The following is a 19,099-nucleotide window of genomic DNA, read 5'->3' as shown; positions in this document are numbered from 1 at the left end:
GCACCTTGTGGGGTAGCGTTTAGCTCAGATCTAAAAAAATCATAGACTGCACGAGCATTTTCTTCACTACTCTTGTTATCAATGTCTACTGGTGTGTTTGCTTGTGCTGTCGGTAAGGCGTCACAATTGATCTCTTCCTCGGTATCATTACCAAGTAACATAGCCATGAATAGAAAAATGAAGGAACCTAAAAGAATGATCGGCAAACAACCGATAGCTAGTTTCTTTTTCATAGCTGACTCCTATTCAATCATCTGATTTTATTTCTTGACCAGGGCTGAAATAGCATTCCTGATTTCAGATTCTTTCTGATCGATTTGTAGCTGTGTTGCATTGGCATCATTTTTTAGCGTATTCGCACCGTTGAGTGCGGTTTGAAGTGTCGCCCAAGATGAAGTCGTATAATCTGCTTCAGATAACGCCTGCGCTTCAGTCATTACAGCTTGAAGCTTCGCTGTATTTGCTCGTTTCACTAACTGATCTTTGGCATTCTCCAACGCTGCAAGTTGAGCCGTAGCCGCTGATACAGTGACATTTTGTTGTCCGACAAAGGCTTTAGCCGTCGCTAATTCAGCAGAAAGAACCTGGTAGCTTTGTGGCGTGTAATTTAATTCAGTCAATGCTTCGCATTCTGAAATCAATTGTTGGATCAACACAAGTGTCTTCTCCGGTTCTTCTTTTTCTTGTAAGCCAGCAATGGCTTGTTCTAAAGCAGTTTCGGTTTGGTCAACGATTGTTTGACTCGCGTTTAAATCACTGGTCACGGCCTTTGCTTTTTCAAGAGCAACGTCTAAAGCAACCAATGAATCCGAAACGTAAATCTCTCGATTCAGACGTTCTGCTTTGTCGATTTGTTCGTCAAGAGCGGTTTTATCTGCTCGTTTGACGAGCTGATCGATCGCTGCTTGTAAGGAAATATTTTCCTGATCGACGGCAATTTGTGTCGTATTCTCGTCTTTTTGAATGGCTCTCGCGGACTCGAGTGCTTCAGTTAGCACGTCGGCTGTTTCTGGTGTATATTCCGACAAATTCAATGCTTCAGCAGTAGTGATCTTCTCGTTTAGCACGGATTTATCTGCTTTTTCTCTTAAACTGCTCATTGCTTGGCGAACACGCTGTACTTGTAAGTCTATTTGCTTTTGACTAGCCGATTGTGCAGACAGCATCTGATAGCCTTCTTTAGTGACTCCATCAAGCGCCGCCAAACTATTAGGTGTGTAACTACTTCGTGTCAACTGACTGGCTTCTTGAAGAATAGAAGCAAGAACAGCGTAGCTAACTGACGGTGTTGGATTAACAGGCGTCACCGGTGTGACTGGATTCGTTGGTGTCGTTGGTTGTGTCGGCGTAACAACGCTTGGTGCATCTGGACCTTGCGTCTGTCCTTTTGTATCAGAAGATTTATTTGTACTGCCGGTCTTAGTTGTTTGATTGCCCGTGTCTTTGACTGTTGGCGTGTGCGTCATGATGGCTGGCTGAGCGGTTTGTGTACTTGCTTTTCGAGCCTGCCGATCGATGCCTGCCATTGTTTGAGTAATTGGACTGCGATCAACTGATTTTTTGTTTCTGTTCTGAGTGGGTCCTATCACTGACGGAAACTCCGTATCATCTTCAGCAATGCGCGTCAGTGGGTCAGATTTCTTTTGACTCTTTTTATTTTTTTCTAAACTATCTTTGGACTTGCCGCCTTTCGCTTTTTCAATGACTGACTTCTGAGAACTGCTTTGTGTGTTTGTCTGTGGTTCAGACTCATTGCTTGAAAATGCGGCGTAAGTAGCCACACTGCCAAGAACCACCACACTAAATAAGCCAACGACGATTTTTTTCTTGTCGAACTCCATCATCTTTCCCCCTATAAATTAACTAGTTCTTCTTTTGTATCGAATAAATCATTCAGTGTCTTTTCGATCTTGTCTCGATTCTTCACTGGGTCTTTCTTCAACTCGGTTAGTTGCTTCTCATACTCATTGATCTGTGCAATATACTGTTCGTACTGATAGACATACTTTTCCAGCTCAACACTTTTCGTGGCTCTGGAAATTTCTTTGGCTTCTTTTGGCTTATCTTTCTTTAAGTAGCAGTACCCAACCAGCGTCATACGATCACTGTCGTTTTTGAATGACTTCTCGCTTTTTTTGTAAAGCTGTAACGCTTCTTCGTAATTCTTATTCAGAATCGAAAGGTCAAATTCGCCAAATGTCGTCGGATATTTGCTTTGAAAGAGTTCTAACTCCTTCTTTGACTGCGTTGTTTGATTTTCAAGTGCCTGCTCATAAAGGGTCTGCTCAATTTCTTCTTGTTGACTTGGAAATGTCTTCCCTGCTTCAAGGTACTTTGCTTCTTTAATCAGCTCCTCGTAACTAGGCGTTTGATCTGCAAACAGTTTCGGAACGAATTTAACCCCTAAGACACCTAAAAGAAGACACAAAAAAAAGACCGACACTACGATCCCTGTTTTTTTACTGATTCTAATTTTTTTTCGTGGTTTCTTTGGTACATATACCTCGTCAGCTGTTTTAGACACGGTAGACTCTTTTTTCTGTTCCTTGATTGGATCACTCACTGCCTGTGATTCCGCAATCGGACTACTGTCTGTCACTTTCCGTTTCTTGCGCGGACGTTTTTGCTGTACCGCTTTATAGAGACTCGTCAGAAATTCTTCGATCTCAGGTGTCAGCTTCGCCCCGTCAGCGGTCAATTCTTGTTCTACCAACAGGGGAAAATTGAACGTATCCATTGGAAAGTCAAGCATGCCTCCAAAAACGTCTATTTCATCTTCTTCTGAAAAATACAGTTCATAGTTTACTGAACCCATTTCGCCACTCATTGTACACTCTTTGTTTTGTCGCTCTAACAGAAGGATACCCTCTACGAGTTTGAGTTTTTTATTTTTGGGTAATTCTAAACCGTCAACATACGAAAATTCGATATACATGACTTACTCCACGTCGTCGGTTAAGAAAACTTCTTCTACATAAACCACTCGTAAAGGTTTATTGTCAGAAAATTTAATGCGGTATTCCTTATCACCATGAGATAAAATAAATGAGCCTTCTCCTGGGTTCTCGACAAAGTAGGTATATTGGTTCGCATCAAGTTTGAAATGGTTCTGAATCGCTTTGTTTTGTTGCATTTCTCGTATCTTTGGCATGTTGGCAACTTGATAGCCCCCAACTCCACCGATAAGCAATAAGACGATTCCGCTAATAACAATCATAGGTGCTCCTTTCCTGGTGCTTTATTTTTTAGCTGAACGTGGTTGAAAGTTCAGGTCTAAACATTCTTGTGTGTATTCTTCATCATTGATCCGATCAACATATTGAAGATAAGTCGCTAACTTCACGCCTTCTTTTCGACAGATTTCTTCTAGTTTTTCCTTATCCATTGGCTCGTCGGACTCTTTCGGTCCATGTTCCAATTTCCAAATTCTTTGTAATTTTTGAGATACAGTCAATAGAAATTTCCTCCTTTTGAGTTCACTTTTATCTTCTCTTCTCAATCTCTCTTAGAACATTTTGCAAATCTTCTAATTGCGCTTCTAAAATCTTATTCTCTTCAGTTAATCTCTTGATCTTTCGTTCAGAATCTCTTACTTGTTCCATAACGTGATCCACTGCTATTTCATAGATTGTATTGCTGTTACCAGAAAGTATTTCATGAGTGAGATCATTGTAAAGTGACCAATTCTCTGATAGCTTTCGTTCTTTGCTTTTTAACCTTGCTATCGTTGCTAAATGTCGTTCCTTTGCTCGATTACTTTCTTTGCATTCAAGTAGTACTGCTTCTCGTGTGAAGATATTCGTCAAATAGAAATCTTCAACTCTGTATCCTTCCACTCGATTATCCTTTTTTTCTTGCGAGTCAAAATAGTCTATCAACAAAATAATAACAAGCGCACCAATTAAGTATGCCGCCAATAAAAACACCACGCTTTCATTTATGAGTGTTGTCGTGATTGTCTCAATTCTTTGTGTAGCCTCTCAACTTCCGTTTCCAATAAACTACGATTTAGTTTTTCATAGGCTAGCGCACTTCTTAATTCATCTTTAGAAACTGATACCGAATCCGGCGGATCATTTAAAAATATTTGACGTTGAAAATCTTTGAATTCTTCTCTCTTATCGGAATCGTTACACTGCTTTATTAGAACTCTAAGAGTCAAAATATGTTTGTTTCGTAGTGCTTTGTCTTCTCGACATTCAAGTAGAATTGTGTCTCGTAAAACGGTACCTGACAAATAGAAATCCTCCATTTTAAAGGGTTTCTCCGACCAATTCTCTCTTTTGTAGATGTAGATAACTAAACTACAACCACCAAAAATTATTGAAATAATTAGAACTATATCTATCAGCTGCATAGTTCTGTATTCCCCCTCACTGATTGTTCTTTGTACACAAATTACTTTCTTGTTCGACCAATATCCCTTAATTTATCTGCAATTTTTTCTGTTTCAGGATTATAAAATCTATGTGTTTCGTCTTCAATTGGACAGATCGTTTTACCTTGTCCTGGCTTCCCCATAAGATCGACGTTTGGCTGTCTGTGGTCGCCACAATAGACAGATCGAGGATTTTTTCTATCACTACATAGCATTGCGTACCATAGTTGTTCCTGCTGTGACAGAGGATCACTAAGTAATGCTTTTCCTTCACTTGTTTTGCTGTCGCATGGACTTAGTTCTCGCATTTTCCATTCCCCTTTCAAAAGTAATTTAGCCACCTTAGCGTGTGAGTCATGCCTTAGCAATGACGAGAGTTTGTCTTAGCAAACGGGGACTCTCTCCGAACAACAAAAAAAGACACTTAATTTTTCATCAAGTGTCTTTGTTTTTGTTATTCTGTTAAAATGAATTGTCGCCTATCCGAAAGTCTTAGCGACTAAAGGAGGTGTGTTCTTTGTTCAGTTCCTTTATCTGCCCCCTTCTTGTTGGGCTAATACTAGCCTTATTTGAGTATTGGCTAAATACGAAAAACAAGAAGTAAAGCAAACTCACGGCGACATTAGCCAAAATAGAACCCCTAGAGATTCCGAGGTCTCTAGGGGTTCAGTGTGCTCTTTGTTCACATCTGCTCTTACAGAATAGCATGTTTTCCTTATATTTTCAACTTTCCTAATTACCGAAGAGAACACTTTGAGGATCGATCAGCATGCCTTGAGACAAGCTGCTGTCCTTGCAAAGCTCGAAATGGAGGTGGCTGCCGGTACTATTTCCAGTACTCCCAACGTACCCGATTAATTGGCTCTGTAACACTTTATCGCCAGCTTTAACAGCATACTGCTGTTGGTGCGCGTACAATGCGGTCGTGCCGTCTTCGTGTTGAATCACAACGTAATTGCCCCATGAGTCGTGATACTCCGCTCTGATGACTGTTCCTGATTTTGTCGCATGAATCGGCTCGCCTTGTGCTGCTGCCATGTCTAACCCACGGTGAAACTCGCCGCCACGGTTGCCGTAAGGGCTGCTGATTGTGTAATTGCTGATTGGTACTTTATATCCATCTGAACTGATTTTCGGTCCTTGAATTTCTTTGTCATAGTCAGTCAGATCATACGTTTCAATCAAGCCGTTTAATTTTTGATTGTAGCTTGTATCTGTCGCATATCGCCCTGTAAGGAACTTGGTTGCTTCCTGGTACGTTTTTGCATTAGACTTCCAAACACCTGCGTAGAAGTCGCTATCGCCTGATAGCCCCTCTTTTAATAGTTTGGCATAATCTTCGAAACAATCTTCATAGTTTTCATATACTCGAAAGCCTGATTGCGTCGCATACATCGTTCCATTTCCTAAATCTTCCTCGGTGGCCATCGATACTGATTTACCGTTGTGCGTACCTTTAATCCCAAATAAATTGTAATTTGGTGCCTGAGCTAAGCTGCTAGATCCTGAAGCGGATTCTAGGATTGCTTGTGCAATCATAACTGAAGCGTAAAGATCATGCTCTTGTCCGACTTCACGTGCGGGCTCACCGATTTTTCGAATGAAACTTTCCACTGACTCGTCTTGTTCAAAGCGAATCGCTCCGTCTTGCGTAACGGTTCCCGAAGGCACTGAGCGTGACAAGTCAGCCGTGGCGCCTTGATCAATCTGTGTTTGCGGTGTTGGCGCTTCTTGTGGCGCTTGTGTTTGCTGCTCTACTTGTGGTACAGCTGGTGCTTCTTGTGCTTGCTCTTGTTGTTTTGGTGCGTCTTTCTTTGGTTCTTCTTTTTTTGGTGGCTCTGATTGGCTCGGTTGTGTAGATTCTGATGGTTTCGTTGTGCTGCTTTCACTCGATGGCGTTGTGGACGACTCGCTACTTGATGATGAGCTAGATTCCGGTGTCTCTGTCGTCTCTTCTTCCTGAACTTGTTCCGTACCTTCCTGTTGTGCAATTTCATTTGCTAGGACATTCACTGGTGTTGAAAATGACAAAAAAGCCTGCACTGATAAGAACAGTACAGACACGATTCTTGAAAATTTCTTCATTCGATTGTTCCTCCTAATTGATTTGGTGAATTATCTCTCCACCCTTTTTCCTGCTGTTAAAACGGCCATAATACTGACCCCAATTGTTGTTCCGATAAATAATCCTAAAATAAACGCTAAAGTGATCCAAAACATACTAACCCTCCCGCGTTAAATAATCCGGGCTAACTTCCTCGTTGGATGAGGAATAAAGCAACGAATTTCTTCCTCATGGAAGCCTATTCGTAATTTTTCTCCATCGAACAAAATTGGCGTTCTTAATGGACTAGTGTCATGAACCAAGAAGTCTAGCGCTTGATTCAGCGTCATATCGTCAAAATTTATTTTTGTGGTTCGTTTTAAGAGATCATTCAGTCCATTGTCTGTGAATGATAGCAAAGTTTTCAATTCTTGCTTACTGAGTGAGTCATTCTTCATTCTAATTTCTTGAAAATCAACGCCATTCTCATTCAACCATCTAACAGCTCTTCGAGTGGATGAATTGCTTTCCGTGTAAATTTTTAAGCCCATTCTTTCGCTCCTCAATAATCATCTGGAATGATGTCGTCTGTCTTAACCCCTAATATCTTTGTGATTTCACATACCCTCACATACGGAGGATTCGGGGAGTTGCCCGATTTCGTACGTTTTAAAAATAATTTTCCAGCATTGGACAGTTGTTCGAGCAGTTCGGCTTCTGTCATTTGTTTTTCTTTTAAGATGGCTTCAATTTTTTCCCACATAGCCTTCGTCCTTCTCCTGGTTGATTGGCTCTTCAATTCTAAACCTTTCCGTTTCCACGTCTAACGCACGTGCAATTTGACAAATAAATCTTAAGCGCGGCTGTTTTGTATCGCCATATTTTAAGCGGTAAACTCTAGTTATCTGAATACCCATCAGCTGTGCCAATCCATAAGGTGTCACATTTTTTTCTTGCATAACTGCTTCGATTTTTTCCCATATCATTGTCACCTGTTCCCTCCCTCTATAACGTGATAAGGGTTGAACCTTTAATCAGTAACGATAGAATGACTAGATACCCGATCGCAATAAGTACCGGTGACTGATTCAACCATGCAAAAGCGGAAATGCACACTCGTTGTAAGGGTGAATAGATCGGCTGTTCTGCCGTTTTCTTGTGGCTCTGCTTTCTCTTTTGAGAAAAGACGTCACTGGACGAGTCAACAGTTGGATCGGATGGCCCTACTTCTGTCATTTTTTCTTCAATCAACCCTAATCCGAGTTTAACCTCTGCACTGGCTTGATCTGCGGGATACCTTTTAACAAACGTTCCTTGTACGATTGCACGTTGATCCGTGTTTAGCCCGCCTTCACAACGAATCAATGTCATCAGTGCTTCGTCGCTTTTTTCAGGTTCTTCTAATAATTCCCCTTCAGATTGATTGACCACGGCGTTCTTTCTTGCGACATACTCATACACATACGCAAAATCTGTTGCATAGAACACCTGGTTCAGTTCCGTTTTTGGTAGATTACCTAATGAACCGCCACCCTGTACTAAGTTATGAGCCAGAACTACATAATTGCCTTTTCCAAACTGTTGGGTTGGAGAATAGGTTCCGACACCAACCATTAGGCTTTGGTTATCCATACCCGCAAGAATTTTAGTTCGAACGTTTGCGCTTGGAATATAGAGTGATCCAATCCCCCACTGGTTGACGATCTTCTCGTAACGTAGTTGCGCCTGTGCAAAAGCATCCGGCGTCACTGGCTTGATCTGATTCTCGTCATAGGTAGCTTCATTTGTTTTTTGCTTGATTCGTTTTTGGCTTGTTTTTTTTGGTTCAATTTGGTGTGTCATCTGTTCGGCATTGCTACCTGCATTTTTCATCAAGTGATAGCCGTAACCACTACCACACGCTAAAACAAATCCCAAAACAAGCCACAAAATAGGTAAAGATTTCCATGCTTTTTTCACAATGTCCCCCTGGCAACATCAGACACATGATAGACACTAAGCGCCTGAGACACTTAGTTAAATTTTTTACTTATACTTCTATCTAGCTATTGATGTATATGATTTATTCCCATGATTGATCAGATAGTCGTTTTATTTAATATCCACATCTGGGATCAAAGCGCTTGGTTTAACAGTAATTTTGAAATTATACTGGTTTGTCTCGACCCATTCTAGCTGTTCTACGATATAAACGGTCGTTTCTGACAATCCTAGAAAATGTTTTTGAAATTCGTCTTTACCAGTCTTTGCAGTTATTTCCAGTTGGTTGTCTGCTGTGTCAGCCGTAATTGAAAAATTGCCTTCAACAGTATACAAAACCTCGTCAGTCACCGTATTAATAAAGGTCACTTTTCTTAATACTTTAAAATTATCGGCGTCTTCACTTAGATTACTCGATGCTAAGTCAGCATCTGAGAAACATCCCGAAAGACTGAATAATCCTATCACTGTGACAATTGCGACTATTAGTTTCTTTTTCAATTGTTCCCTCCTGTAGCTACTTATTGGTTTTGTTAACTCACTTGGTCCGAATCTAGTATTTCTATCAAATACAATAAATGCCGCCCCTCATTGAAGGACGGCATAAAAATAGACTAGATTGATCCTACCTCTGAAAGAGAGTGGTCAATTTAGCCTTGTTGATCGTGACGTTTTTTGTTCATGAAAACAAAAATAGCCGCTGCAGCAAGTGCAACAATAGCAATCCATACAACTGGATTTCCTAGTGTTCCGCTTGTTTGTGGTAGCGAGCGACCTGTTTTAGCTGAAACTGGTGTTACTGGTTTGTTAATCTTAACGGTTTGTCCTGCATCTTTAATGTCTTCGTGTTTAGCAATTTCTTCACCGTTCGACAATAATTTTTCGAATGCAACAAGATCGACTGAATCACCATGTTTAGTGAATAGATCTTTCCCGTTAAATTCAACTTTAACAGTCACTTCGCCACTTTCCTTGTCAGGAGTGAATGTTGCTTTTCCTTTCACTACTTTGTCTTGCAGCTCTAACGGCGCATTTTCGTCTTTAACCATAACTGTCATATCCATTTCATATTCAACACCAGGTGTTAGATCTGAATATTCGACAATATCTTCAAAGATGATCTTACCGTCTTCGGTGATTTCTTTTTCACCGTTAACTAATGCTTTTGTAGAGATTTTCGGATTGTGAATTTTTCCTGTTTGTTTTTTGTCTTTGATATCTTTGTGATCCGCAACTGGCGTATCATTGTGAGATACTTGTTCAAATACAACCACTTCTTTACCTTTTGCTGCGGTAGCATTCATTTCAAACGGAATGTCTACAGTACCAGTGACTAACTCAACATCAACCAATGGTGTATATTCGGTTGGTTCTTCTGATTCTTCTTTTTCGCCGTCAGCGTCTTCAGCATCTTTCTTCTCAACGTCCGCTTCTTTTGATTCTGACGATTCTTTCGTTCCGTCAGTCTCTTTAGAGTCTTTCGTTGCGTCTGTGTCTTTCTTGTCTTCTTTGTCGGCAGCTTCTTTCGCTAAGTTGTCGTAGTATTCTTTGGCATTGATCTTAGATGTTACTTTGCCGTCTTTGCCTGCAACAATCGTTAGCGTGCCTTTGACAACTTTACCGTTAGGGTCTTTGAATTCTTTTCCTGTTTCACGACTCATTAGAGACAAATCAAAGACGTACGTTTGACCAGCAATTAAGTTTTTGTAGAATACGCGATCGTAGCCTTTTACTTTTGCTAACGGATCAGAAAGTTTTGTTTCTTTGCTGTTTTGATCATAGAAAAACATTTCAGTGTGAATTTCTGGTTTCACAATTTGAATAGCTTCAGCTTCATTATTTAAATCGTCATGACGTGCGACTTCTTCCCAAGCTTCAGTTGATGGGTTGTAGTATTCTAATACGTTGGTGAATACACCTTTTTTACCGTGCATTCCTGTTGCATCAAAGTCTAAGTTTACTGATTTAACAAATTTAGCTTGCTTTCCTTCAAATTCGGTAACTTGTTTCAATGATTCTTTGCCTAATAATTTTCCAGTTCCAAACTCAACAAAGTCTGTAGTCAAACGTAATTTTGCGTTTGCTGGCGCTTGGTGTGCTTCGATCATCACTTGCTCAACTAATTTTTGCCCTTTTGATGGGTTCACAAATTGGGCCCCGTCAGTGTTACTTGCTAGCGAATCCATACCAAAGTTAAGCGTTGGGTTCTCAATGTTGATCGTGTTTTCACCCGATCTCACAATCATTGACCCTTTTGCATTTTCAGGGATATAGTGACCTGCAATCGTTGAAATTTCTTCCCACTCAACTTTAGTACCAGGTAGTAATCCTTTAACTTCAAAACGTCCTTCTTTATCTGACTTCAAAGTTTTCACTTTATCAAGATAAGATAGTTTAAATGTTGTTCCTTCCAGATTTAGACCTTTGTCATTCTTCTTAAAGAACGTTACATTACCAAGTCGAGGATTTACAACTTTAATTTCGTTTTTACCTTCTTTGATCGTTACTGAACCTTTAGAAGTTGCTGGATCAATAGTGTAGCCTGCAGGAGCTTTTGTTTCTTTGAATTCCACTTTTGTTCCAACGTCTAAACCAGTAACGCTTAAACCACCGTTGCTGTCAGTTGTTTTTGATACTGTTTTTCCGTTAGCAATAAAATCAAATTCCGCACCGGCCACGGCTTTACCAGTATCGTCAACCTTTTTTAGGACGAAATCGCCTTGCTTAATGATATTGACTTTTACCGTGGTTAAAATCGACGATGGATCTAATCTCCCACCAGTGACATTTGATTGGCTTCCTGGAGAAACCCAGATCAAAGGTGTATCACTTAATGGTGTATCTTTTTTGAAAATTACATTTCCATTCTTATTTGTGTTCGCCGTTGCTTTAATTGTGATTTTATTTCCAGATTTTGTGACTTGTGTCCCTGTTGTATTACCTGTTAGTTCCATTTCGTTGATTCCATTATTTGTATCAGTCAACGTAACAGATTCTCCAACACGTAAATTAACAGTTTGGTTTTCAAATGAAGGTTTTGCATACCATTGTTGCATTTTTTTCTCTATATTTGCTTGATATGCTTTAAAACCTGATAGGCTACCAACTCCACCAACGGCCGTGACATCCCAACCAATTCTTGCCCAAACCAGCAACTGAGTGTACCCTGCCGCTACTTCATCCGAACCATCTTTTGCTCCAAAGTTAAGAACATCATTTAAATTCTTATAAGTTTGATTGGAAATATCCATAGCGTTGCCTGTGTATTGGCTTCCTGGATAGAAAATATATGTTGGGTCCATACAATAAGAGTATTTACCATCCATATAATGATGTGCCATTATTGGATATGAGTTAGTTACGCCAAACCCAGTTAATGTATAACTCATATTAAATGAACTTGAAGTACCCGTTGCAAAAGTCTGAAACTTGTTGATTTTAAAAGGAATATTCACTTTTTCCCCTAGATCGTTCTCCATCGTCGTTTTTGCACCATCTGGCTGTACTTCACCAAAAATTGCTAATCCTAGCTTTTCTATTTCGGCATTTGATAATCCGGTGGTATCGTATTTTTCGGTCAATGGACGTTTAGCCAATTGATCAATTTTTTCCATATCTACAGTTTCATTTTCTTCATCTGAACTTTTGTCAGTTGTAGTATTATCATCTTGCTGCTTCAGTACTTCTTCTGATACTGTTGGTAACTCTGGACTATCATTGGCTTTTGCCGATTGATCTAGTTCTTCCTCTACTAATCTTTTCTCATCCGAATTCTCAGTAAATTGATCGGTTTTTGATTCCGCACTCGTGGCAGTCTTTTCCTCCCTTTCTTCTGATTTATCAACCTCTTCTATTTTTAGTTGATCTCCGATCTCTTCCGCTAAAGTGATTGTTGGGCTTGCCATTGTGCTTAATAAAACAGACAACAACATAATCCAGCTAGTCACCTTTCGCTTAATACTTCTACCATTTTTCATACGTTTTCCTCCTAAATTTTAATGGTATATATATAAAAAGACGCATAAAGATTTCTCTTTATACGTCTTTGAATATCTCTATCTAGTTATTAAACAATCTATCGTACTACCACTGCTGATCGTCTCGTATTATAGCTTGACTCAAATTTACTCGCTGGCACCCAATACTTACCACCTTTTTTCCCATTTGGATCTGAGACATGATAAGTTTGATTCGCTTCGTTAAATCCATCTAATGTCATTATATGAGCATTATTGATTCCTTTACCCCACCAATAATTTCCATATCTTGGAGCTTCGAAGTTTAACGTGACATACACCACAACAGGATTTCCTTTACGTAACTCATTTTTCAAATCTTCTACAGAGTATCCCGAGATATCGGAAACCTTCCCGTATTTACTACCCCAATTTGCCAAAGGTTTTGAAAAAATGGAATGATACACTCCAGAAACAATATTCCCAGGATCTCCAGAAAATCCATTGTTTGGATTATTATTCGGAGATTTCGGTTGTTGTTTGATGAAGCTATTCAAATTGTAGTTCTTAGCATAACCTTTCAAGTGAAGAGCCTGAAGCAGTGACGCTGCTTCACATCCCATAGGAAAACCTGCCGCTTGTTGGTCTATAAACGGTGCATTCAACAATACATATGACGCTACCGGCTTACTTCCTCCAAGCGTGTACCAAGAGATGCCTTCGTTCCTCCAACCCTTTCTTACTAAAGAATTGCGCTCATTTACATCCATTGTATAATGATGTGCTCCTGCGCCACGAGTATTAGGATTATATACTCTATACATCGGAACACCTTTAACAGGGGTCTTCCATGCTACGCCTTCATAACGCCATCCATGTCGTTTTAAATTATCTCGCTCTTTCGCATTGAGTGTAAAGAAATGTTCCCCGGAATTGGGGTTATATAATCGGAACAGTTGGTTTCCTGTGCCATCTACATACATGCTTATTCCTTCATCTCTCCACCCAAGACGAACTAAATGATTCCTTTCATTACCATTCATCGTGTGGAGATGCTCTCCAGAGTTCGGATTATAAACTCTATAAATTGGTATTGAAACCTTCTTAACAGTCGATTTTTTCGTCGGTGCTTTCATTTCAACTTTTGCGCTTGCTTTTGTAGTGGAACTTGTTTTATTTTCCTTTATAATTGATTCCTTTTTCGTCTGTTCGGTTTCTGTCTCTTCGGTTTCTGTCTTTTCGGAAACGTCAACACTAGGAGTTTCATCGACTACTTCATTAGTCGAATTGTCAATTACTGGTTCATCCTCTTTTTCTGCATTTTCAAAATCATTTATAGATTCTTCTGTAGTCTCTACGTTCTTTTCAGCCTCTTTTTCGGAACTCATTGCATCCTCAGTTTCTGACTGTTTATCAGCAGGAAGTTGATTACCTTCATCAGATGTGTTTTCTTTGCTCGTAGATACTTCGGATTCAACATCATCGGCTTGATTTATCAATTCAGAATCATTTGGGGTTTCCACAGTATTATTCGGCACAATTTGTTCATTTTCTGTCTCTACTGCCACTACTGTTTCAGTTTGTAAGACCTCATCAGCGTGAACTTCTTGGGTATCGTTAACAAAGCTTAAACCAAGTAACCCAAAAAAGACTATTGGTGCTATAACCCATGATTTGCCTGATTTGTACATTTTAAATCGCTTTTTCTCCATTTTTCTAATCTCCTATCTATACATAATCAACATAAAAATCAATCGTATACCAAGTTTCACCATTGCTCATTCTAACTTCTCTAGATTTGAATGCCCATACTTTATCTGTCGAACCTTCGTTAACTACAAACCATCCACTATAGTATTTTGAATTTTGATCATTTCTCATAGCGTCGCCTTTTTGCCCCGCTACTGACAAATTTTTCTCTAAAATACCGCTATTACCAATTTTATCAATCGGTTTCGGAGTCGTTGGTTGAGTAGGCGCCGTTGGCGTCGTTGGTTTAGCAGCGACGTCTTTGCCTGAATAAAATGCTACGCCTTCATCTCTCCATCCAGCTCTTTTTAGACTATTACGTTCATTGACATTGACAGTAAAGTGGTGCGTTCCTGATTTTGCATTTGGATTGTACAAACGATAAACTGGTGTGGAACCGCCCGATTGCCACGAAACTCCTTCGTATCGCCATCCATTAGACTTTAAATTATTTACTTCATTCATATTTAAAGTGTAGTGATGATCTCCCCCGTTATTTGGATTAAAGACACGATAGACAGGGGCTCCTTTGCTTGGTGCTTCCCAGGCTGTCCCTTCACTTCTCCAACCAGCTCTCACTACAGATGGAATCTCATTTGCATTTTGAGTGTATAGATGTTCACCAGTATTTGGATTATAAGCACGATATAATGTGGAAGCTTCTGTTTCGGTTGATCCTGCAAATGCTGCTCCTCCAACACCCATTAAAATACCTAAACTGATAACTATTTTCCCTAACTTATTCTTTTTCATCATCTTTTTCTCCTTTTACCCTTTTTTTTTAGTTTATATCTAAACAGAACACATAATTCAGGCTTATTTCTAAAATACCATACTTTCACATTAAAATGGTTCTAGTTTCTTAAACGGTTAGATTATTTCCTAGACGGTTTTGAACCTATTTTTTTGTTTTGTGCTACGAAATGGCGTAGTCGAAAGGCTGAATTTTTTGCGTTTTGTTGCGAAGCTTTTACCATTCACTAGAAGGTTTTGCAAGGGTCGCTTGCGACAACGCTTGCCCTTGCAAGTTCTTCCAGCGTCTTGTGAGAAACAGGGTGAACGCGCTTGCGCGAAGCTTCGACCTGCTTTCGCAACTAGAAAGCGTGTGAAATGGTAAAAATGTAGCGCAAAACCAAAAAATTTATTTAGAAAACAAGTTTTTTAAAACTTGTATCCTTTTTGCCTGGGCGAGCGGAGTTGGAGCTATGCTCCGCTTGACCAGCGCTTTTTTTACTTGATCTATTACGCAACTCCCTATGCAATTTCGTATTCCTGTAAGAGCTGGTGATCGATTTCATAGTATTCAAAAAATTCTTCTGTCAATTGATAGCCTTCTCCCCAATTTGTTCGGATGACTTCTTGTTTTCCTTGATCGATGTGTAGCTTGAGTCGTAATTTTTTTATGATCGTGGATAAGCGAGCCATACAACTATTTGAAGCCGACTTTCCCCACATTTTTTTGCTTAGATTCTCACGACTGATTGACTTGTCCTTCTCAGCCAAGAGAATAAATAATAACTGCCTCTCCGCATTGGTTAACTTCTGTAATGGAATGCCTATTTTTTTCTTTTCGTAGGGCTGAATCTCTGACTCTATCTGTTGCTTTTCCTCAAAATATAATCTTCTCTGAATTTCTTTATTTGCGTTAATAAGTCCATCTTGATAGTCGCTAATGACTTTTTTTAGAATCGCATTTTCGCTTTTCAGTTCTGCTATTTCCCTTTGTAAAAGGAGTGTCTGCTCCCTATTGACGATATAGTTCACTGATCATTCCCCCTCGTGATCGTCTAGTGCTAGTTTCCATGGAAACTGGTTCATTGTCTGTTTTTGAAACATTTACCTCATCATTTTCAATTTGGTAAACTGTTTCTAGCTGCCCGTCTTCTGAGTGACGATACGTCGTCACTAGCTCAAATTCATGATTGGTAATAGTTGTGAAAATCGCTTGCCCGATACTTGCGTTGCCACAATGTGAGACGATCAAGTATTGACGATCTGTTAACCAATGAATAAATTCCTTATACGTAAACTGCTTGCCGCGCTTTTCATGAGTAAAGCGCCGGATCAATACTTTATACTTTTTGCTGTCGGTCATGACTCTATGCATGGATTTCAACTCCTTTATTCTTTATCTATTTTTTTCCGCCTTATTCCCATGAATACGAATATTTGTATTGCCAACCATATCCAACCAAGGATAACTTTTGCTGCAATGACTGCTGCGATTGCGACAGCGACTATTACAATTACTATCCCAAGCGATTTGACGTATAGAAAAATCAGATCGCTTGTTGAACAATTGTTCGTTCGTTTTGCTAGTGAAAAAGCAGAAAACGCATCCGTTCCGACAAGACCACTATCATACTGAGTCGATTCGAACTTCAATATTCTTCTATTTTTCTTAGATACTTGACTGTAGCGAACAATCTTTTTATCTCCTATTCCATCTTTCCAAGATGGAAATAACTCTTTAGGTGACTCTGTTGCATAGGTTTCGTAATACAAACAAGATATCCCTTCAGCTTCTGACTCCTCGTAAATAAAGACGGCTTCATCACAAAAGAGATTTTCAATTCTGATCGCTGATTTGCCTGAAAACAAATTTATGTAATGCGCCCAATATATAGTAAATAGCGTAGCAAAATGCAGTCCTACAATAGCAATAATAAGAACTGCCGATCTAAATAGAACTCCGATACTGTTTTTCCTTGAACTTTCATCATCTTCCCAACGTAACAGAAACATCAGAATCACTCTCCTTGGCTTAATCTGCCTATTTCAATCTTTTCAAGAATAGTCTTGAAATTATGGTCGCTGCAAAAGAAATTCCTAAACAAACAAGTGATTCTCCAAAGCAGACACCTAAACGATACGTAAGGGCAGACACAAACAGACTGACGATAAATAACTGAACAATTCTTTTGCAATCCTTCCTAAGTTCCTGCACCGAGGATCGATTATTCAATAAACGAACTTCTTTAAAGGACTTTGTTGATTGTTCCATAAACATTTCACTCCTATTCACATACAAAACACCAATTATTTATGCTATGCTGATGATTAAGGGTGTTAGGTAACCCCTGTGAAACCAATTCAAATCCATGATAACCAAATACTTAACACCCTTTGACGCTGATTACTTTCAGCGTCTCTCTTTATTTTTAAGCATATAATTCAGCCGTTTGGTTCGATCATGCTATGATGAAATTATAGCTACGAGTATTGGCATGATAACTTTCTAGTTACTCTTCGCTTATCTTTCTTAGCATCAGCCATTGATCGGAAAATCAATGGCTTATTTTTATATCGCTATTTTTAAGAAGTATTTCTTAATCAGTCAGATCATTGAGACTCTAGTGGATACACCGTCTCATTCTCATCACTTTCAAAATTCGGTGCTATCTCAATGACCTCCGGTTCATGTTGTTGCTTCTTCATCATTTCCAATTTTTGATTCGTTCCAACCATAGACCAAGCTATGACTGCCAAGCAAATTAAATTAAGAATGTTGACTATTAATGGCACTCGTTGTTTTCTGTCAAGAACTTGCCAGTGTTCCAGTAAATAGATCACCAGAAACAGAAGAAGTAAAAAGACTAAACCAAACACTACCCAAACCCACACCATAGCAATTCCCTCCTGTGTACCTTCTCTTTTTTCGCACACTTGAAAACAAAAAATAATCTCAACGAGTTTATGGCGTCCGAAACTCGAAACCCTAATAGACAACGGTAAATGCCACTAAATCCTTGTGACAAGTGCCTATATGTAGTGCAGCACACGACATACAAAGAAATCTGAATTTGTTCCAGACTGCTTTCCATGCGCTCTCCCATTACGAAAAGCCCGCTTGGTCTTTCTCCAAGTTTGCGTCAATGTCTTAGACCCCTTTAGTTAGCTGCTCTGATTAGTCCAAGACGCTATGAATTGCTAGACAAGCAATTCCTTTGATTGTTTACCGACTGCTTTTATTGCAGACGTTCATTTCATCAGTTTCACAAATTCTTCGAGTACCGTTTGCTTAGATGACCCATCTTTTCTGATACCACCTACCAAAAGCTTCCCAGTTTCCCACAAAAACTATTCTTAAAATTATTTAAGTAGGTCTTTGAAGGCTTAAAGCCTTGCTGCTCGTTTCCGCTGATTCTTCAAATTGTGTTGCTTGCTTTGCAAATTTTTCAAGCAAGCGAAAAAAGAGAAGAGAATTATTTTTTTAACCGTATCGCAAATATTTACTCATGCCCTTTCCAGTGATCCTCAACGGTTGTTTAGGATCAACTCTTCGAGCAATTAGTCTTTTATCAGAATCGTATACATTCTTGATTCGGGGGTAGATCGTATGGAGCATCACGGTTTCAATCACCCGCTCTCGTTTACAAACTCCCTCAAAATACGTTTCGATTTTCTCAGCTTTTAGTCCATCGATTCGGTAATGACTCATTGTTTTGGGTGCATAGTGCCCTGGCACTCTTCTTTTCCGTTTCTCAAAAACCGTCACACGTTTTCCGTAGTACCCAATCTCTTCAATGCTGATCACTTTTCTCACGCAATTCCCTCCCGTTCTTTATTTGATCTTGCTGCAACCAGGACTTCGCGGATTCCTGTGTTAAGAAAGAATTTAAGATTTTTTCTTGGTTGCAGCAACAACAATACTGACAATATGCTTTGCGCCAGCAGGAAACTGACAACAAAAAAGAGGAGACCACACCCATTAGGTATAGTCTCCTCCCTACTTCTGCCCAGACGATCCACAAAGAAACCCCCGATTAGACTCATTTATTCCGTAAATCCGAAATATGAAATCTGATCGTTAAATTTGTCGCCACTTCCCCATAAAATAAGTGTTTAAGAAAGGCGCACAAATATGGTAAGATAGTCTCGTTGCAGATAGTAATGTCTGCACATTTTGGCAGGAGCCTTGACCCATCTGACTGTTCTTTCAGGATGGAACTTTGCTACTCAATGATCCAGCAATGGAGGTAGGATTCCTTT

General features: G+C 39.5%; 24 protein-coding genes and 1 pseudogene. 1 reads left to right on the top strand and 24 read right to left on the bottom strand.

The window, feature by feature from the left end; all coding sequences use genetic code 11:
* The 8 genes and pseudogenes from IGI67_RS25660 to IGI67_RS25625 all read right to left on the bottom strand — a co-directional run.
* Nucleotides 1–233, bottom strand: a pseudogene (locus IGI67_RS25660) (hypothetical protein); the annotation flags it as partial.
* A gap of 27 nt (nucleotides 234–260) precedes the next feature.
* The gene (locus tag IGI67_RS25655) at nucleotides 261–1,841 is read right to left on the bottom strand and encodes a hypothetical protein (RefSeq protein ID WP_429959910.1); all 1,581 of its coding nucleotides are present in this window, start codon (nucleotides 1,839–1,841) and stop codon (nucleotides 261–263) included.
* Nucleotides 1,842–1,852: 11 nt separating this feature from the next.
* Complete coding sequence (locus IGI67_RS25650; RefSeq protein WP_429959909.1) at nucleotides 1,853–2,935, bottom strand: hypothetical protein; 1,083 nt, start codon at nucleotides 2,933–2,935, stop codon at nucleotides 1,853–1,855.
* Between the two features lie 3 nt (nucleotides 2,936–2,938).
* Nucleotides 2,939–3,217, bottom strand: coding sequence for a hypothetical protein (locus IGI67_RS25645; protein WP_429959908.1), 279 nt, complete (start codon nucleotides 3,215–3,217; stop codon nucleotides 2,939–2,941).
* A gap of 21 nt (nucleotides 3,218–3,238) precedes the next feature.
* The gene (locus IGI67_RS25640; RefSeq protein WP_429959907.1) at nucleotides 3,239–3,454 is read right to left on the bottom strand and encodes a hypothetical protein; all 216 of its coding nucleotides are present in this window, start codon (nucleotides 3,452–3,454) and stop codon (nucleotides 3,239–3,241) included.
* Between the two features lie 28 nt (nucleotides 3,455–3,482).
* The gene (locus IGI67_RS25635; protein WP_429959906.1) at nucleotides 3,483–3,917 is read right to left on the bottom strand and encodes a hypothetical protein; all 435 of its coding nucleotides are present in this window, start codon (nucleotides 3,915–3,917) and stop codon (nucleotides 3,483–3,485) included.
* Nucleotides 3,918–3,937: 20 nt separating this feature from the next.
* The gene (locus IGI67_RS25630) at nucleotides 3,938–4,357 is read right to left on the bottom strand and encodes a hypothetical protein (RefSeq protein ID WP_429959905.1); all 420 of its coding nucleotides are present in this window, start codon (nucleotides 4,355–4,357) and stop codon (nucleotides 3,938–3,940) included.
* A gap of 41 nt (nucleotides 4,358–4,398) precedes the next feature.
* Nucleotides 4,399–4,686, bottom strand: a complete 288-nt coding sequence (locus IGI67_RS25625; protein ID WP_429959904.1) for a hypothetical protein — start codon at nucleotides 4,684–4,686, stop codon at nucleotides 4,399–4,401.
* 200 nt (nucleotides 4,687–4,886) lie between these two features.
* Here IGI67_RS25625 and IGI67_RS25620 point away from each other — a divergent pair, with 200 nt between their 5' ends.
* Entirely contained in the window at nucleotides 4,887–4,982 is a 96-nt protein-coding gene (locus IGI67_RS25620) for a type I toxin-antitoxin system Fst family toxin (protein ID WP_429959903.1), read from the top strand.
* Between the two features lie 128 nt (nucleotides 4,983–5,110).
* On the opposite strand, the gene IGI67_RS25615 is transcribed toward IGI67_RS25620, so the two are convergent.
* The 16 genes from IGI67_RS25615 to traE all read right to left on the bottom strand — a co-directional run bounded on the left by IGI67_RS25615 (nucleotide 5,111) and on the right by traE (nucleotide 18,653).
* Nucleotides 5,111–6,463, bottom strand: a complete 1,353-nt coding sequence (locus IGI67_RS25615; RefSeq protein ID WP_429959902.1) for a glucosaminidase domain-containing protein — start codon at nucleotides 6,461–6,463, stop codon at nucleotides 5,111–5,113.
* A 30-nt stretch (nucleotides 6,464–6,493) separates the two neighbouring features.
* Nucleotides 6,494–6,598, bottom strand: a complete 105-nt coding sequence (locus IGI67_RS25610; RefSeq protein ID WP_429959901.1) for a DUF3789 domain-containing protein — start codon at nucleotides 6,596–6,598, stop codon at nucleotides 6,494–6,496.
* Between the two features lie 15 nt (nucleotides 6,599–6,613).
* Nucleotides 6,614–6,973, bottom strand: a complete 360-nt coding sequence (locus IGI67_RS25605; RefSeq protein WP_429959900.1) for an ArsC/Spx/MgsR family protein — start codon at nucleotides 6,971–6,973, stop codon at nucleotides 6,614–6,616.
* An 11-nt stretch (nucleotides 6,974–6,984) separates the two neighbouring features.
* Nucleotides 6,985–7,185, bottom strand: a complete 201-nt coding sequence (locus IGI67_RS25600; protein ID WP_429959899.1) for a hypothetical protein — start codon at nucleotides 7,183–7,185, stop codon at nucleotides 6,985–6,987.
* Complete coding sequence (locus IGI67_RS25595; RefSeq protein WP_429959911.1) at nucleotides 7,169–7,408, bottom strand: helix-turn-helix domain-containing protein; 240 nt, start codon at nucleotides 7,406–7,408, stop codon at nucleotides 7,169–7,171. Before IGI67_RS25595 ends, IGI67_RS25600 begins: the two co-directional genes overlap by 17 nt.
* Nucleotides 7,409–7,427: 19 nt before the next feature.
* Nucleotides 7,428–8,381 carry a class A sortase gene (locus tag IGI67_RS25590; protein ID WP_429959898.1) on the bottom strand — a complete coding sequence of 318 codons (954 nt, stop codon included), beginning with the start codon at nucleotides 8,379–8,381 and terminating at the stop codon, nucleotides 7,428–7,430.
* Between the two features lie 132 nt (nucleotides 8,382–8,513).
* Nucleotides 8,514–8,903 carry a hypothetical protein gene (locus IGI67_RS25585; protein ID WP_429959897.1) on the bottom strand — a complete coding sequence of 130 codons (390 nt, stop codon included), beginning with the start codon at nucleotides 8,901–8,903 and terminating at the stop codon, nucleotides 8,514–8,516.
* A 149-nt stretch (nucleotides 8,904–9,052) separates the two neighbouring features.
* Complete coding sequence (locus tag IGI67_RS25580) at nucleotides 9,053–12,328, bottom strand: VaFE repeat-containing surface-anchored protein (RefSeq protein ID WP_429959896.1); 3,276 nt, start codon at nucleotides 12,326–12,328, stop codon at nucleotides 9,053–9,055.
* A gap of 149 nt (nucleotides 12,329–12,477) precedes the next feature.
* A complete protein-coding gene (locus IGI67_RS25575) occupies nucleotides 12,478–14,070 on the bottom strand; it encodes a C39 family peptidase (RefSeq protein ID WP_429959895.1) in 1,593 nt (530 codons plus the stop codon).
* Nucleotides 14,071–14,086: 16 nt separating this feature from the next.
* Nucleotides 14,087–14,860, bottom strand: a complete 774-nt coding sequence (locus IGI67_RS25570) for a hypothetical protein (RefSeq protein WP_429959894.1) — start codon at nucleotides 14,858–14,860, stop codon at nucleotides 14,087–14,089.
* A gap of 501 nt (nucleotides 14,861–15,361) precedes the next feature.
* On the bottom strand, nucleotides 15,362–15,871 hold the full coding sequence (locus IGI67_RS25565) for a winged helix-turn-helix domain-containing protein (protein WP_429959893.1): 510 nt from the start codon (nucleotides 15,869–15,871) through the stop codon (nucleotides 15,362–15,364).
* The gene (locus IGI67_RS25560) at nucleotides 15,852–16,214 is read right to left on the bottom strand and encodes a hypothetical protein (RefSeq protein WP_429959892.1); all 363 of its coding nucleotides are present in this window, start codon (nucleotides 16,212–16,214) and stop codon (nucleotides 15,852–15,854) included. The genes IGI67_RS25565 and IGI67_RS25560 overlap by 20 nt, the downstream gene beginning before the upstream one ends.
* Nucleotides 16,215–16,228: 14 nt before the next feature.
* Nucleotides 16,229–16,852 (bottom strand): hypothetical protein, encoded by a 624-nt coding sequence (locus IGI67_RS25555; RefSeq protein ID WP_429959891.1) that lies wholly within the window; start codon nucleotides 16,850–16,852, stop codon nucleotides 16,229–16,231.
* 28 nt (nucleotides 16,853–16,880) lie between these two features.
* The gene (locus tag IGI67_RS25550; RefSeq protein WP_429959890.1) at nucleotides 16,881–17,111 is read right to left on the bottom strand and encodes a hypothetical protein; all 231 of its coding nucleotides are present in this window, start codon (nucleotides 17,109–17,111) and stop codon (nucleotides 16,881–16,883) included.
* A gap of 338 nt (nucleotides 17,112–17,449) precedes the next feature.
* A complete protein-coding gene (locus tag IGI67_RS25545; RefSeq protein ID WP_429959889.1) occupies nucleotides 17,450–17,734 on the bottom strand; it encodes a hypothetical protein in 285 nt (94 codons plus the stop codon).
* Between the two features lie 586 nt (nucleotides 17,735–18,320).
* Entirely contained in the window at nucleotides 18,321–18,653 is a 333-nt protein-coding gene (traE, locus tag IGI67_RS25540; RefSeq protein ID WP_429959888.1) for a type IV conjugative transfer system protein TraE, read from the bottom strand.
* Nucleotides 18,654–19,099: the final 446 nt, after the last annotated feature.

It is taken from the genome of Enterococcus sp. AZ196, assembly GCF_050498845.1.
Lineage (GTDB): Bacteria > Bacillota > Bacilli > Lactobacillales > Enterococcaceae > Enterococcus_A > Enterococcus_A murrayae.
The sequence above is the reverse complement of the archived record's forward strand: the minus strand, read 5'-3'. Positions and strand labels throughout refer to the sequence as shown.

What these genes read in the sequence shown, in the direction of transcription:
- IGI67_RS25655 (WP_429959910.1), bottom strand. Translation starts at nt 1,841, where the DNA reads ATGGAGTTCGACAAGAAAAAAATCGTCGTTGGCTTATTTAGTGTGGTG.
- IGI67_RS25650 (WP_429959909.1), bottom strand. Translation starts at nt 2,935, where the DNA reads ATGTATATCGAATTTTCGTATGTTGACGGTTTAGAATTACCCAAAAAT.
- IGI67_RS25645 (WP_429959908.1), bottom strand. Translation starts at nt 3,217, where the DNA reads ATGATTGTTATTAGCGGAATCGTCTTATTGCTTATCGGTGGAGTTGGG.
- IGI67_RS25630 (WP_429959905.1), bottom strand. Translation starts at nt 4,357, where the DNA reads ATGCAGCTGATAGATATAGTTCTAATTATTTCAATAATTTTTGGTGGT.
- IGI67_RS25625 (WP_429959904.1), bottom strand. Translation starts at nt 4,686, where the DNA reads ATGCGAGAACTAAGTCCATGCGACAGCAAAACAAGTGAAGGAAAAGCA.
- IGI67_RS25615 (WP_429959902.1), bottom strand. Translation starts at nt 6,463, where the DNA reads ATGAAGAAATTTTCAAGAATCGTGTCTGTACTGTTCTTATCAGTGCAG.
- IGI67_RS25610 (WP_429959901.1), bottom strand. Translation starts at nt 6,598, where the DNA reads ATGTTTTGGATCACTTTAGCGTTTATTTTAGGATTATTTATCGGAACA.
- IGI67_RS25605 (WP_429959900.1), bottom strand. Translation starts at nt 6,973, where the DNA reads ATGGGCTTAAAAATTTACACGGAAAGCAATTCATCCACTCGAAGAGCT.
- IGI67_RS25600 (WP_429959899.1), bottom strand. Translation starts at nt 7,185, where the DNA reads ATGTGGGAAAAAATTGAAGCCATCTTAAAAGAAAAACAAATGACAGAA.
- IGI67_RS25595 (WP_429959911.1), bottom strand. Translation starts at nt 7,408, where the DNA reads ATGATATGGGAAAAAATCGAAGCAGTTATGCAAGAAAAAAATGTGACA.
- IGI67_RS25575 (WP_429959895.1), bottom strand. Translation starts at nt 14,070, where the DNA reads ATGGAGAAAAAGCGATTTAAAATGTACAAATCAGGCAAATCATGGGTT.
- IGI67_RS25570 (WP_429959894.1), bottom strand. Translation starts at nt 14,860, where the DNA reads ATGAAAAAGAATAAGTTAGGGAAAATAGTTATCAGTTTAGGTATTTTA.
- IGI67_RS25560 (WP_429959892.1), bottom strand. Translation starts at nt 16,214, where the DNA reads ATGCATAGAGTCATGACCGACAGCAAAAAGTATAAAGTATTGATCCGG.
- IGI67_RS25555 (WP_429959891.1), bottom strand. Translation starts at nt 16,852, where the DNA reads ATGTTTCTGTTACGTTGGGAAGATGATGAAAGTTCAAGGAAAAACAGT.
- IGI67_RS25550 (WP_429959890.1), bottom strand. Translation starts at nt 17,111, where the DNA reads ATGGAACAATCAACAAAGTCCTTTAAAGAAGTTCGTTTATTGAATAAT.
- IGI67_RS25545 (WP_429959889.1), bottom strand. Translation starts at nt 17,734, where the DNA reads ATGGTGTGGGTTTGGGTAGTGTTTGGTTTAGTCTTTTTACTTCTTCTG.